General features: G+C 56.1%; 10 protein-coding genes. 9 read left to right on the top strand and 1 reads right to left on the bottom strand.

Annotated features, from left to right (window positions below):
* Window positions 1-2: 2 nt before the first annotated feature.
* Genes hemB through WHS88_01645 form a run of 3 tightly spaced genes read left to right on the top strand, consistent with a single transcriptional unit; the run spans window position 3 to window position 2,972 of the window.
* The gene (gene hemB / locus WHS88_01655; GenBank protein MEJ5258873.1) at window positions 3-980 is read left to right on the top strand and encodes a porphobilinogen synthase; all 978 of its coding nucleotides are present in this window, start codon (window positions 3-5) and stop codon (window positions 978-980) included.
* Window positions 973-2,004 (top strand): radical SAM protein, encoded by a 1,032-nt coding sequence (locus WHS88_01650; GenBank protein ID MEJ5258872.1) that lies wholly within the window; start codon window positions 973-975, stop codon window positions 2,002-2,004. Before hemB ends, WHS88_01650 begins: the two co-directional genes overlap by 8 nt.
* Window positions 2,001-2,972 (top strand): hypothetical protein, encoded by a 972-nt coding sequence (locus tag WHS88_01645; protein MEJ5258871.1) that lies wholly within the window; start codon window positions 2,001-2,003, stop codon window positions 2,970-2,972. The genes WHS88_01650 and WHS88_01645 overlap by 4 nt, the downstream gene beginning before the upstream one ends.
* Before the next feature lie 27 nt (window positions 2,973-2,999).
* Here WHS88_01645 and WHS88_01640 read toward each other — a convergent pair whose 3' ends face one another.
* Window positions 3,000-4,955 (bottom strand): sialate O-acetylesterase, encoded by a 1,956-nt coding sequence (locus WHS88_01640; protein MEJ5258870.1) that lies wholly within the window; start codon window positions 4,953-4,955, stop codon window positions 3,000-3,002.
* Between the two features lie 175 nt (window positions 4,956-5,130).
* Between WHS88_01640 and WHS88_01635 the strand changes: the two genes are divergently transcribed.
* From WHS88_01635 to WHS88_01610, 6 genes are all read left to right on the top strand, one after another.
* Complete coding sequence (locus WHS88_01635) at window positions 5,131-6,120, top strand: substrate-binding domain-containing protein (GenBank protein ID MEJ5258869.1); 990 nt, start codon at window positions 5,131-5,133, stop codon at window positions 6,118-6,120.
* Window positions 6,121-6,131: 11 nt separating this feature from the next.
* Window positions 6,132-7,631 (top strand): sugar ABC transporter ATP-binding protein, encoded by a 1,500-nt coding sequence (locus WHS88_01630; protein ID MEJ5258868.1) that lies wholly within the window; start codon window positions 6,132-6,134, stop codon window positions 7,629-7,631.
* The gene (locus WHS88_01625; GenBank protein MEJ5258867.1) at window positions 7,628-8,608 is read left to right on the top strand and encodes an ABC transporter permease; all 981 of its coding nucleotides are present in this window, start codon (window positions 7,628-7,630) and stop codon (window positions 8,606-8,608) included. Before WHS88_01630 ends, WHS88_01625 begins: the two co-directional genes overlap by 4 nt.
* A 160-nt stretch (window positions 8,609-8,768) precedes the next feature.
* Window positions 8,769-9,935: a DNA-processing protein DprA gene (gene dprA / locus WHS88_01620; protein MEJ5258866.1), complete on the top strand. Its 1,167-nt coding sequence runs from the start codon at window positions 8,769-8,771 to the stop codon at window positions 9,933-9,935.
* Between the two features lie 102 nt (window positions 9,936-10,037).
* Window positions 10,038-12,494: a TIM-barrel domain-containing protein gene (locus WHS88_01615; GenBank protein MEJ5258865.1), complete on the top strand. Its 2,457-nt coding sequence runs from the start codon at window positions 10,038-10,040 to the stop codon at window positions 12,492-12,494.
* Window positions 12,491-14,734 (top strand): xyloglucanase, encoded by a 2,244-nt coding sequence (locus WHS88_01610; protein ID MEJ5258864.1) that lies wholly within the window; start codon window positions 12,491-12,493, stop codon window positions 14,732-14,734. Before WHS88_01615 ends, WHS88_01610 begins: the two co-directional genes overlap by 4 nt.
* Window positions 14,735-14,790 lie beyond the last annotated feature (56 nt).

Here is a 14,790-nt window from a genome sequence, read left to right as displayed (position 1 = left end):
CTATGGGATTTCCTGATGTGCGAATGCGGCGTCTGCGGGCCAGTCCGGCTGTGCGTCGTCTGACTGCCGGAACCCGGCTGAGTGTGAGTGATTTGGTGTATCCGCTTTTTGTCTGCCCGGGCGAAAATGTCAAAAAGCCCATTCCTTCGATGGACGGCTGCTTTCACTTTTCCCCGGATACCCTTGTGCGGGAAGCACAGGAAATCGGCGAGTTGGGTATTCCGGCTGTCCTTTTGTTCGGCCTGCCTTTGCGAAAAGATGCGCACGGGTCGGAGGCATGGGCGGAGGACTCGGCGGTCTGCCGGGCCGTTCGTGCCGTAAAAAAGGCCGTGCCGGATTTGCTCGTTATTACGGATGTTTGTCTGTGTGCCTATACGGAACATGGACACTGCGGTATCATCCGCGATGGAAAAATTGACAACGACCAGACCCTTCAGTGCCTGGCTCGGACAGCCCTGGCTCACGCCCGTGCCGGAGCGGATGTGGTGGCACCGTCGGATATGATGGACGGACGGATTGGGATGATTCGTCAGACCCTTGATGAGGCCGGATTTACGGAGACGGCTGTTTTGAGTTATGCCGCCAAGTATGCATCGGCCTTTTACGGACCGTTTCGGGAGGCCGCCGACAGTGCCCCGGCCTTCGGCAATCGCAAAACATATCAGATGGACCCGGCGGCTTCCGTTCGGCAGGCGATGCGGGAGATAGCCCTCGATATAGAAGAAGGGGCGGATATGGTGATGGTCAAACCGGCGCTGGCGTATCTGGATGTGATTGCGGCCGCTCGGCAGCGGTTTGATGTGCCGCTGGCGGCTTATAACGTCTCCGGGGAGTATATGATGGTCAACCAGGCCGCCAGGGCAGGACTGATGGACCGGCGGGAAGCCATGCTCGAAACCCTGTTGGCTATTAAACGGGCCGGTGCGGATTTTATAATAACATATTTTGCCAAAGAAGCTGCGGCAGTGCTGAATGGATAAACTGTTAAGAAAACCCCGGATTGCGGCCTTTGAGATTACGCGGCGCTGTCCGCTGCACTGCCGGCACTGCCGCGCGGCTGCCGACGGACATCAGGAGGATGCTTTGACTACAGAGCAATGCATCTCCATCCTGCGGTCGCTGGCTGCCTTCGGGCACTGCATTGCCATCTTAACCGGAGGGGAGCCGATGGCCCGGGCGGATTTCTTTGAGATTCTTCAGGCAGGCCGGCAGATGGGCTTGCGGATGGCGGCGGCGACCTGCGGCTGGTATCTGGATGAGGCGGCCGCTGAACGGCTCAAAAAAGCGGAGCTGCTGTCGATTTCTTTTTCGCTGGATGGCGCCGATGCGCAGACGCATGATGCCTTTCGGGACAGCCCGGGGGCTTTCCAGACGACAATGAGGGCCGTTCAGGCCGCCCGCAGAGCGGGGCTGGATTTTCAGATTAACACGACGATTACCAAGCGGAATCTGGAGCAGATTGACCGGATTGCCCGGCTTGCGGAGGAATCAGGGGCCTTCTGCTGGAATCCGTTTATCCTCGTGCCGGTTGGGCGGGGCGAGTCCATTCGAGACCTGCTTCTGGAGCCGCGTGAGTATGAATCTCTTTTAGAATATCTGGGCCGGATGAAAGGCCGGCTGTCGATTGAACTTCGGCTCACCTGCGGGCCGCAGTTTGCCCGTGTGTGCCGACAGCAGAACCTGCCGAAGGCCGACAGAGTGCCCGGATGCCTGGCGGGCGAAGATTTTGTCTTTATCAACTGGCGAGGGGATGTGCAGCCCTGCGGGTTTCTGGAGGTGTCGGCAGGCAGTCTGCTTCAAAGAGATTTTGCGTCGATTTGGGGCGAGTCGGAATTGTTCAGCCGTCTGCGGAATCTGCACGGCTACAAGGGGGCCTGCGGGGGCTGTGCGTATTTGACGGTGTGCCGCGGCTGTCGTGCACGGGCCCTGGCGGTGTACGGCGATTATCTTCAGCAGGACCCGGTCTGTCGGCTGGCTCAAAATATCGAGGAACGAAAGCCATGAACAGCGACTCGCTGACCGCTTTTCAAAGAGACCTGCTGGCCGTTCTCGAAGGGGGAATTGAGGTCGTCCCGGAACCTTATCAGTTGATTGCAGAGCGATTAGGCTGTTCCGTGCAGCAGGTGCTGAAGGAAATCGGCCGGCTCAAAGGGCAGGGGTTCATCCGCCGGCTTCGCGGACAAATCGATTCCCGTTTGCTGGGCAGAACGGCCTGCCTTGTGACGGCTTCCGTGCCGTCTGACCGGATGGAGCAGGTTAACACGCTCGTTCGAGAGCTGCCGGGGGTGTCCCATCAATACCTGCGGGACCATGTGTTTAATCTCTGGTTTACACTGCAGGCAGAGTCTGATGAACGGATTCAGCAGATTCTGGATGACTTGTCCAGCCGCTGCGGTCTTGTTTTTTATGCGCTGCCGGCCATCCGGACATTCAAACTTCAGGTGCGTTTTCTGGCGGACCCGCCGGCCCGAGAAAGAGCGGATAGCGGTTTAAAACCGTCAGAACCGGTGACACTGAACGAGCAGCAAAAGCGGGTTCTGATGTTTCTGCAGAGCGAATTTCCGGTTGTTCCGCACCCGTTCGCTCAGTGCCCCGGGACGGCGGAAATGGATTGTCTGGACGCGGTTCGCGAATTGATGCACAAGGGGGTTTTAAAAAGAATCGCTGCCGTATTAAATCATTACCGGCTCGGTTTTAGTGTTAATGCGATGGTTTGCTGGCGGGTCCCGGAAGACCGAGTCGAAGCCGCCGGTGCCGCACTGGCTTTGTTCCGTCAAGTGAGCCACTGTTATCAGCGGCGGACCTTTCCAGACTGGCCGTATAATCTGTTTGCGATGGTGCACAGCCGCAGTGAGGAGGAGCTGAACGGCTGGGTGGAGCAGGCACAAAGGGCGGCAGGGCTGGACGATTTCGTGCTCTTGAGAACCCTTCGTGAAATAAAAAAAGAACCCGTCCGGCTTGATTTTGCCTGACGGGTTCCTTTTTTTTCAAGGAGGGGATTACCAGTTGTCGGTTCGGAAGGAAGAAGCAGGCAGTCCTTCTTTGTTGAACAGATTCGGCTGGGCGGAATTGGTAAATCCATAGCGAACAGCAACGGGCTTGGGCACATCCGGGCTGGAAACCACCACAGTATCCCCTTCAATGACTGCCGCAGCCGGAACAAATTTTCGGTCTTCACCGGCGATGGCAAAGTGTGTCAGCGGCCCGCCCTTGGCCATGAGTCCTGAGCCGACATGGTCGAAGAAGAGCCGGATTTTATTGCCCTCAATCTTCATTTCCCGATAAAGCGGCCCGGAATAGACCAGATTTTCCCGGCCGTACGTTTTGGCCAGTGCCCACAAAGCCAGCCGTTTGGCGACATCCAGTTTGTTGGTGGGGTGGATGTCTTTCGGATTGCCGATGTCCATCGTCACGGCCATTCCGCTGTTGCTCAGAAGAGATAGAATGTGGAACTGGGCTTCCCGCAAGAGAGCACTGGCTGTATCATCCGGATTGCCGTAATCGTAGGGGGCGATTTGTACATAATAGAAGGGGAAATCGCCCCGGCCCCATTTCTTTCGCCAGTCCTGCACCATAGCCGGCAGAAGCCGCTTGTACTGTTCCCCTCGACCGCAGTTGGATTCACCCTGATACCACAAGGCCCCCCGAACTCCATAAGGAATCAGCGGAGCAATCATCGCATTATACAGGACCGTCGGCAGGTTCTGGTCCAGCGGCCGCAGGTCCATATAGCCGGGCAAATCGTTGTAGGAGATGCTCAGTTTGTATTTCCACTCTCCAGCCAGCGAAACAGCCTTGTCCGGCTCATCCTTCGGGTAAATCCGTACCTGCTCGGGCCGCCCGTACAGGCCGCCGCCGCCCATATGGTCCCAGATGCGGATGGCCAGCAGATTTTGACCTGCTCGCGCTGTGCCCGGCTGGATGACATAACGGCGATGGATGTTGTAAAAATCGGTCTGGCCGATTTTTACGCCGTTCAGCCAGGTTATATCAACATCGTCAATCGGTCCCAGTTCCAGCACCAGTTCCTTTTGAACCCAGTCGGCCGGCAGCGTGAAGGTGTATCGATTCCAGACGATTCCGTCCAGTTTATCCAGACCGTCCTGGTTCCACAGGCCCGGCACAGGCATCGTTTTCCAGCTGCTGTCGTCGTACGATTCTGAATACCATTGTCCGGGCAAACCGGGTTCTTTTTGGATGATTTGTTCGTTCCATTCCTGCTGGAGCTGGCGAATCTGAGCACCGGTCAGGACAGGACGCTTGATTTGGTCCAGTTCTTTGACCTGCGGCTCAAACTCCGGAAAAGCCCCAATGGCATCCCGGCTTGTCCAGGCTTCGGCGGGAGTTCCGCCCCAGTAGGTTCCAATCATTCCGACAGGTACTTTGAGCTCATCACAGAGAATGCGGGAAAACAAATATCCGATGGCGGAAAAGGAAGAAACGGTTTCGGGCGAACAGACTTTCCATTGGCCGCTGCAGTCCGGCTGGGGAGTCGGAGCCGTGGCTTTGTCAACCTGAAAGAGCCGGATTTGGGGATATTTGGCTGCCGCTTGAATCTCCGGAGCGGCATTTTCTATTCTTGAGGTCGGCCATTCCATATTGGATTGCCCTGAACAGAACCACACTTCCCCAATCAGAATATTCTGAAGAGTGATTTTATTTTTGCCCTGAATGGTCAAGGTATAAGGGCCGCCGGCATCCGGCGTTTTGAGCATAATTTTCCAGGTCCCGTCCGGACCGGCCTTTACCGTCTGGCTGACCTGAACATCCGGCTGCCAGGTGTGGGTGATGGTAATTGATTCATCCGGGTCTGCCCAGCCCCAGACGGCGACTTCAGTGTTGCGCTGAAGAACCATGTTGTCAGATAAAATTGCCGGCAGACGTACGTCGGCTGAAGAGAAACTTGCCAAAAAAGCTGCAATCAAAATCCATTCGAAGCTCTTGCGTATTTTCATAAGGGTCTCCTTTGTTAAAACAGGGAAAATTATGTTTGGCGGAAATTTATTCTACTTTGTTCCAAAACGTGCATCAAGAAAATATTTCAAGGACGATTCTGTGAATCCTTCTTGAAGAATCAGGCCGTCTGCTGTAAAGTGTTGCCTGTTTTATTTGAGGGAAAGGGAACCGTTTATGAAATGGCGTCAGACAGCGGTTTATTTGATTCTTGGTCTGTCGGCTGTGCTTTTCACTTCGGGCGTTATTCGTAAAATCAGCCTGCTGCGTCAGAGGGCGTCCATTTCCAAAACGATTGCCGTCATTCCCAAAGGAACGGCCTCGATGTGGTGGGAGGTTGTACGGCAGGGGGCCGCCAAAGCCGCTCAGGAACGCGGCTATATCATTTCCTGGACAGGTCCGGAGCAGGAAAGTGACCGGGAAAAACAAATCCAGGCGGTTGAAGACGCCATTGTGAAAAATGTTGTCGGGATTGTCCTGGGGCCCAACGATGCCAAAGCCCTGGCTCGTCCCGTGCAGAAAGTCAAAGCCGCCGGCATTCCCTGTGTGATTATTGATTCAGCGGTGGAGGCCGACCCGGCGGATTATGTGTCGTTTGTGGCTACCGATAATTATCTGGGCGGTGCCAAGGCCGCCCGTCGCCTGGCGCAGGCCTGCGGCGGCAGAGGCAAAGTCATTTTGACAAAGTTTATTCAAAACTCCGCCTCCACCGACGCCCGTGCTCAGGGGTTTCGGGAGACCCTGGCCCGCGAATTTCCGCAAATGCAGATTGCCGCCGAGCAGTATACACTCGGCACGGTGGAAGATTCCCGCCAGAAGACGGTGGATATGCTGATGCGCAATGCAGATGTTGTGGGGCTTTTTGCCGTCAATCAGCCGACAACGGTGGGGGCCTATAAGGCCCTGCAGAACCAGAATCTGCTCGGCAAGGTGAAAATGGTCGGCTTTGATTCGGACCCGGTGGTGCTGGAAGGGATTGAAAAAGGAGGGGTCGAGGCCCTCGTGGTGCAGAACCCCTTTGCGATTGGATATGAAGGGGTTCGGATTCTGATTGAGGCCGTGGAGGGCAAAACCGTTCCGAAAGAGGTCCCGATTGACAGTATGATTGTCGAGCGGGAGAATCTTGAGGAGATGAAGCAGAAATTTCCGGCGGCCTTGGGATTGTAAGGAGGCGGCGTTTGGCGGGCGAACTGCAAATGCGGAATATCGTCAAGACCTTCGGCCCGGTCAAGGCCCTGCAGGGAGTGACCTTTACCGCTCGGCCGGGCACGGTTCACGCCCTATGCGGGGAAAACGGCGCCGGCAAGTCCACGCTGATGAAGATTCTGGCCGGCGTGTTTGAGCCCGATGCAGGGGAGATTTATCTGGATGGACAAAAGCGAACCTTCCGCGGACCGCGGGATGCCTTAGAGGCCGGAATCTCGATGCTCTATCAGGAACTGGACCTGGCGGAAGACCTCACGGTGACGGAAAATCTTTTTTTAGGGCGTGAAATTCGAGGCCGCATCCCATTCATTCTGAATCGAAAGGCGATGATAGACCAAACGGTTCAGCAATGCCGGCTCTATGGATTTGACCTGAATCCGCTGGCTCCCGTTCGGACCCTGACGACCGGACAGTGCCAGATTGTTGAACTGCTCAAGGCGCTGATGCGGAATGCACGAATTTTTGTGATGGATGAGCCGACTTCCTCGCTGACGGAGGCCGAAGCACAGCGGCTGTTTGAGATTATCCGCCGCCTTCGCGGGCTGGGGATGACGATTATCTATATTTCTCATCGGATGGAGGAGGTGGCTCGGCTGGCGGATGAGATTACCGTTCTGCGGGATGGGGCCGTTGCGGCTTCGGCTCCGGCATCTGAAATGGATATCCCTACAGTGGTCCGTCATATGGTCGGTCGAGAGCTGAAAGACTACTATCCGGCCCGCCGCTCGAATCCGGGGGCGGTGCTGTTTGAAGCGGAAAATCTGAAGACGGCGGAGGGGATTGAGGGAGTTTCTTTTGCGGTGCGAGCCGGCGAGATTGTCGGAATGGCCGGGCTGGTCGGGGCCGGACGCACCGAGACGGCCCGCGCCGTGTTCGGGGTTCAGCCGTTGTTGGAGGGAACTTTCCGCCTGCAAGGCAAGCCGCTTCGGATTTCATCTCCCGCCGAGGCCATTCGGCAGGGCATTGCCTATCTGACGGAAGACCGCAAACGCTCGGGCCTGTGCACCATTCTGCCGGCCGGCTGGAATATGACGCTGCCGAACTATCCCCGCATCGGAATGCGGTATCTCCTGCGTCTGCGAAAGGAGCAGGCGGTTTGTGCGGAGTATGGACGAAAAGTATCCGTCCGGTGGTCGTCGCCCAACGTGCGGGCGGCGGACCTGTCCGGCGGCAACCAGCAGAAACTGCTCATTGCCCGCTGGCTGATGGCCCAATCGCAGTTTTTGATTTTTGATGAACCCACACGCGGAATCGATGTGGGGGCCAAACGAGAAGTGTATCAAATGCTGGCGGACCTGGCCGAGCAGGGGAAGGCCGTCCTGATGATTTCATCTGAGCTGCCGGAACTGTTCGGTCTTTGCGACCGCATTTTGGTGATGCGCCGCGGACGTCTTGTCGCCGATTTGGAAACCCGAAAAACCACCCCGGAAGAAGTGATGCATTATGCCGCCGTGGAGGAGCCCAGACGATGAATCGGTTTGCCAAACAGCTGCTGCCGTTTTGTTCGCTGATTTTTATTATTTCGCTTTGGAGTTTTCTGGAGCCGGATAACTTTCTGTCTTTCCGGAACTTCAGCAATGTTCTTCGCCGCTCCTCCATCAACGGGATTATGGCGGCGGGGATGACCTTTGTGATTATTGCGGCCGGAATCGACCTGTCCGTCGGCTCGATGCTGGCTTTGTGCGGGATGATCGGCTCGGCGGCGATGCTGTTTCTCAGCGGGGCTTCCTGGTCGCAGATTGCAGGGGGCAATTATGTCCCTCTGACGGCTTCGGCAATGTTCTGGGGCACGGTTATCGGGGTGCTGTTCGGCGCTTTGTGCGGCTGGATAAATGGGACGCTGATTACCCGGCTGAAACTGGCGCCTTTTATCGTCACGCTCGGCACGATGAGCATTTTCCGGGGGATTACCTATTTAATGAATGACGGAAAGCCCTTTGCTGTATCGGACTATACCTTTCTGGACATCGGCACAATCGGGCCGTTTCCTGCATCGGTTGTGATTTTGGTGCTGGTGCTTGCGGCGGCGGCCTTTCTTCTCAATTATACCCCCTTTGGGCGATACGTTTACGCGGTGGGTTCCAATCCGGAGACGGCGTTTCATGTCGGCATCAACGTGCCTCGCATCCTGACGGTCATTTACACACTGACAGGCGCCTGTACCGGTCTGGCCGCGATGATTACCACCAGTCGGGCCAGCTCCGCCCAGCCCACGGCGGGCATTTCTCTGGAACTGGATGTGATTGCCGCCGTGATTATCGGCGGCTGCTCTCCGAGCGGCGGACGGGGCACCTTGACCGGTACCATTATTGGAACTCTGCTGATCAGCTTTCTGCGGAACGGACTGACGCTGCTGGATATTTCCACCAATGTTCAGCTGGTTGTGATTGGAGCGATTATCGTTCTGGCTGTGACCGCCGACCAGCTGGCAACCAAACGCCAGTCCTGACAGGTGCGCCTGCAGATTCAAAGCGGCAGTCCGTTTTGGGCAGCCTCGAAAGGCAGATTGATTTATTTGACAGCTCTGTTTTTTTTGAACCGAACGTTTTTTGCTTGCGTTTTTGGGCGGCGGGGGTAGAGTTGGGGGGCAAAAACAGGAGGAAAGGGCGATGAAGGAAGAACGGCCGACAACCCATTCCGAGGGCATCGAAAACTGGCTTCGGCTTCGTTATACCGAAGGGGTCGGGCCGATTCTGTTTGGGCGGCTTCTGAAGCATTTCGGCACGTTTGACCGCATCTTCGGCGCTTCGGTTCATTCGCTCTGTCAGGTTGAAGGCATCGGTCCGCACACGGCCGAGCGAATCGCCCGCACGCGGCACCTCTTCGATGCCCCAAAAGAAATGCAGACCGCCGAGGCACATGGGGTCCGGATTCTTCATTGGGACGACCCGGTTTATCCGCCTGCACTGAAGGCCATCGATGACCCGCCGCCGGTGCTCTATGTCAAGGGGACACTCCAGCGGAGCGACAGTCTGGCCGTGGCGATTGTCGGCAGTCGTCACTGTACCCATTACGGGGTTGAGCAGGCCGAGCGATTTGCTCATCTGCTGGCCTCCGCGGGGCTGACGATTGTCAGCGGATTGGCCCGCGGCATCGACAGCGCAGCGCACCGCGGTGCTTTGAGTGCCTTGGGCCGCACGATTGCCGTGCAGGGGTGCGGACTGGCACACTGCTTTCCCCCTGAGAACAAGAAGCTGTTTGACAAAATTGCTGAAAACGGGGCGGTGCTCAGCGAACTGCCGATGACCTACGAGCCGCTTTCCGAAAACTTTCCCGGACGCAACCGTATCATCGCGGGCTTATCGATGGGAGTAATTGTAGTGGAGGCCGCCCCCCGCAGCGGGGCCCTGATTACCGCCAAAGCCGCTCTTGAATACAATCGGGAGGTGATGGCCGTGCCCGGACGTATCGACAGCCCCACCAGCAAAGGCCCGCACGAACTGATTAAGCAGGGGGCCCGGCTTGTGGACAGCATAGAAGAAGTTATGGATACGTTGGGGATTGTGGGGCAGGGACTGAAGGAGCACGTGCAGCAAAAGGCTGAACAGGCTGCCCAAAAGGTGCAGACAACCCTTTTTGACATTTCTCAACTCAACCTGTCCGATTCTGAGCAGGCCGTTTTTGCCGTTCTTGACAAAACCCCTGTCCATATTGAGGAAATCATTGCTTCTGTTGAAGTGCCTGCCGGGCAGGTCCACGCCGCCCTTATCAGTCTTCAGCTCAAGGGTATCGTCAAGCAGCTGCCCGGCAGTGTGTTTGTCAAAAGAGGGAGTTGATTGCTGCTTTTCTCCTCAAAAATCTTAAAAAAACCACAGAAAGCTTCTGTTTCGGTGCCATATCTGTAAGAAGACATAATGAAAAGAACAAGGAGACAAGAGATGAAACGAAATTGCAAGTGCTCTGAAGATAAGAAGTTATCTTGCCTGTTCATTTGTCTGCTTTCCGCCGCTGGTTTCTGCGGGATTCCCTTTCATTCACCCGACCCTACCCAGCGTCTTTTAAATGATGTTGTGGATATCAGCAGCGATTTTCGCAGTTTTACAAACACGTACTATTGTGCCGACCGCCTGACTGATTTCGACTCTGAAACCGGGAAAGGTACGCTTAAGTATCTGCGGTACGAGTACTTTACGCGTTTTGCTTTTAACAATATGTTAGGGGCCCTCAAGCCGGTGCCCGCCAATGAGTTTCCAACGATTGAGTATGCCGAATCGCCGGAACTGCCGTTTGCGCTGGAGTTTATCAGCCCCCGTACCATCCGGATTCGCGCCTCTTCCCGCTTTCAGGTTCAGCCGGAGCAGCCCTCTTTGATGCTGGTCAACGGCACCGTCCGGCAGGACCGCACCGGCTGGACGTATGAAAAAATCGCGGGCGGCCATCGCTACAAAAGCGCTTACGGCGCCGTGGTGATTACAGAGAATCCCTGGCGGATTACGATTGAAGATGCGCAGGGCAGGGTTCTTACACAGACTTATCATATGGAGGATACGAACGAGACCTATACGCCGCTGCTGCCGTTTTGCTTTGTCCGGCGGGCCTCGGATTATTCCACGAGTTTTGCGGCCGTGTTTCGGCTTTCCCCCAGCGAGGGCATTTTCGGATGCGGCGAATCCTATACGGAGTTTAATAAACGCGGACAGAAAGTTGTTCTTTATACGGATGACGGCAACGGCGTGCAGAATGAAACGATGTACAAGCCGATTCCGTTTTATCTGAGCAGCCGCGGATATGGGGTGTTTCTGCACACATCCTCTCCGATTACCTGTGATTTCGGCAAATACTACAGCGGCGCCAATACGATGATGATTGGAGATGACCAGCTGGATTTGTTTTTCTTTTTGGGCCGGCCCAAAGAGATTCTGAACGAGTACACCAATCTGACCGGCAAGGCGGCGATGCCGCCCCTGTGGTCGTTCGGCTTCTGGATGAGCCGCATTACGTATTTTTCCGAAAAAGACGGGCGGACTGTGGCGGCCAAACTGCGGGAACATCAAATCCCCTCGGATGTGATTCATTTTGATACCGGCTGGTTCGAGACGGACTGGCGGTGTGATTATCAGTTTTCCAGGTCGCGGTTTGAAGACCCGGTCAAGATGATTGCGGATTTGAAGAAAATGGGGTTTCGGGTTTGCCTGTGGCAGCTGCCGTACTTTGTGCCGAAAAACACCCTGTTCCCGGAGATTATCGAAAAAGGGCTTTTTGTTCGCGACCGCAAGGGCAATCTGCCGTATGAAGACGCTGTGCTGGATTTTTCCAATCCCGAAACGGTGCGGTGGTATCAGGACAAGATTGCCGGCCTGCTTCGTCAGGGCGTCAGCGTGATGAAGGTTGATTTCGGCGAGGCGGCGCCGCTGGAAGGGATTTATGCGTCGGGTCGGACGGGTTTTTATGAACACAATCTCTATCCGCTTCGCTACAACAAGGCGGTGGCGGAGATTACCAAAGAAATTACCGGTGATACGATTATCTGGGCCCGCAGCGCCTGGGCGGGCAGCCAGCGGTATCCGCTTCATTGGGGAGGCGACCCGGCCAATACGGATACGGCGATGACTGCCACGCTGCGCGGCGGCCTGTCGCTGGGACTGTGCGGGTTTTCCTTCTGGTCCCACGATATGGGCGGATTTGTCAAGGCCTGTCCGGAGGAGCTGTATCGGCGATGGGCGGCCTTTGGGATGTTTTCCTCCCACAGCCGAAGCCATGGAGTCCCGCCGACGGAGCCGTGGGAATACGGCCAAGAGTTTACGAAGGTGTTTCGTCAGGCCGCCGAGATGCGGTACCGCCTGATGCCGTATATCTATGCCCAGGCCAAAGACTGCACGCAGCGGGGGCTTCCGATGCTGCGGGCGCTGTTTGTAGAGTATCCGGATGACCCCGGCTCCTGGCGGATTGATGATGAGTATCTGTTCGGCTCGGATATGCTGGCAGCGCCGCTGCTGGAGGCCGGGGGTGAACGGAATGTGTATCTGCCGCCGGGGGTGTGGATAGACTATCAAACAGGTCGGGTTTATTCCGGCGGATGGCATCGCATCCAGGCCGGTCCTGTGCCGATTGTTCTTCTGGTACGCGAGGGAGCAGCGATTCCGCATATCGAATTGGCCCAATCAACGGCCTTTCTGGACTGGTCCAACTTGGAACTGGTGGTTTTTGCGAAGGAGAAAACGGAAGCTCAAGGGCTGGTCTGTCTGCCGGATGACCAGAATCTTCAGCGGCTTTTGCTGGCTTCAAAACAGGGGAAGTTTGAGTTAGTCTCTGACCCGCTGGTCGGCAAGGTCCAGTGGACCATTCGGCAGGCAAAGATTGAGGAAAAAGAAAACAATCCGGGAGCCGGACAATGAGACCTCTTATCAGAACAGGCGGATTTGCTGTTTGGGTATGTTCGGTGCTGTGTTTAGGGGCTCAGGAAATTCTTCCGTCCGAACCGTATGACTGGAAGCCGGTACAGATTGTCGGCGGCGGTTTTGTGACGGGTTTTGTTTTTCATCCGACTGTGCCGGGACTCTCTTATGCACGGACGGATATGGGCGGTGCGTACCGCTGGAGTCCGCAGAACAAGAAATGGCAGCCGCTCTTGGATTGGGTGTCGCTGGATGATGTCAACCTGATGGGAGTGGATGGGCTTGCCTTAGACCCTGCGGACCCGAATCGGCTTTATCTGGCCTGCGGGACCTATACGTCGCCGACCAATCCGAATGGTGCCGTTTTGCGCTCAAAAGACAGGGGGCAGACGTTTGAACGAACGGATTTGCCCTTCAAACTGGGGGCCAATGAAGACGGGCGGGGCAGCGGCGAGCGGCTCGCTGTGGACCCTTATAACGGTCGCATTTTGTTTTTGGGAAGCCGGTATGACGGGCTGTGGAAAAGTGAAGATTACGGCGGTACGTGGAGAAAGGTCGAGTCGTTTCCGGCGCTTTCGGAAGAATCCACTCCGGGGACCGGAGAAAGGCGGCCAGGCGCACGTCCGCAGAATCCCGGAATTATTTTTGTCCTGTTTGACCCCGCCGGCGGTTCTGTCGGGAAAGGGTGTTCTGTGATTTATGTCGGTGCGTCGAGAATGGGACAAGAAAACCTGTTTCGTACGGCTGACGGCGGGCAAACCTGGCGGGCGATTGACGGACAGCCGACACAATACCGTCCGACACACGCGGCTTTGGCCTCCGATGGAACGCTTTATATTACCTATGGTTCTTCGCCGGGACCCAGCCGGATGAGCGATGGGGCGGTGTGGAAGTGGAACACGAAGACCGGCGAATGGACCGAGATTACGCCGGATAAACCGACCGAGCAGAGGCGCTTCGGATATGCAGCTGTGACCGTAGACGCCTCCAATCCGCAAAGGGTGCTGGTGAGTTCGTACTGCCGGTTTGAAAGCGGAGAAGAAATCTTCCGCAGCACGGACGGCGGGAAAACCTGGACAATGCTGCTGCGAAATTCAACGTTTGATTATTCGAATGCCCCTTATGTGCAAAGCAGCGTGATTCACTGGATGTTTGATGTGGAAATTGACCCGACAAATCCCAATCATGCTCTGTTTACAACCGGCTACGGCGGCTATGAAACCTTCAATCTGACGGATGCGGATGCCGGCAGGCCCGTTCACTGGTCTGTCATGAGCCGGGGGATTGAACAGACGGTCACGCTGGATTTGCTCAGTCCTCCTGTCGGGGCGCCGCTGATTACGGCCATCGGCGATTATGCCGGGTTTGTTCACTGGGATTTGGACAGACCGGCGCCGGAAGGCAATTTTGCTCATCCGCGATTCGGCAACTGTACCGGACTTGCCTGTGCTCTGCGGCGGCCGGAGATGATTGTCAGGGTCGGCAGCGGAGCCGGCGAACAAAACAGCAGTATCGGGTTTTCTCTCGATGGGGGGCGAACCTGGCAGCCCGCAGAAAAACCGGAACCGGACAGCCGAGGGGGCTCGATTGCCGTTGCCGCAGATGGTTCCGTCTGGATTTGGACGCCGGAACGCAGGGCCGCTTTTCGGAGTGTTGATTTGGGAAAAACCTGGGCGAAGTGTGAAGGATTGCCTGCCGGCCGGCGGGTGATTGCAGATGGAAGCAGTCCTCAAATCTTTTATGCGATGGATTTGTTCGAGGGCAGGCTGTTTGTCAGTACGAATGGAGGGACGTCGTTTACCGAAAAACCGCTGAATCTGCCGGGCGGACTTCCGAGGCGAGGCGGCTGGCGAGGTGATTGGCGGGGCGGTCAGGACCGATTGTATGCGGTACCCGAACGGGAGGGGGATTTATGGCTGGCCGCCTATGACGGACTTTTTCATTCGACGGACAGGGGCGAAACCTTTCAAAAGATAGAAGGGGTTGAACGAATCTGTGCCTTCGGTTTCGGAAAGGCGATGGGCGAGCGGGAGTATCCGGTTCTCTATCTGGTTGGGATTGTAAAGGGGCACTACGGGATATTCCGCTCGGTTGACACGGCCCGATCCTGGGTGAGAATCAATGACGACATGCATCAGTGGGGGTTGATTCTGCAAATCACCGGCGACCCTAAACAATTTGGCCGAGTCTATGTAGGCACACATGGGCGAGGGGTTCTTTACGGGGACCCGAAGAACTGACCTGCCGGCATTGCCTTCATTTTTGCCAGGGAAGTTTTTGGTTGCCTTCCGGGACG

Source organism: Anaerohalosphaeraceae bacterium, assembly GCA_037479115.1.
Lineage (GTDB): Bacteria > Planctomycetota > Phycisphaerae > Sedimentisphaerales > Anaerohalosphaeraceae > JAHDQI01.
This window is presented reverse-complemented; position numbering and strand designations above follow the sequence as displayed.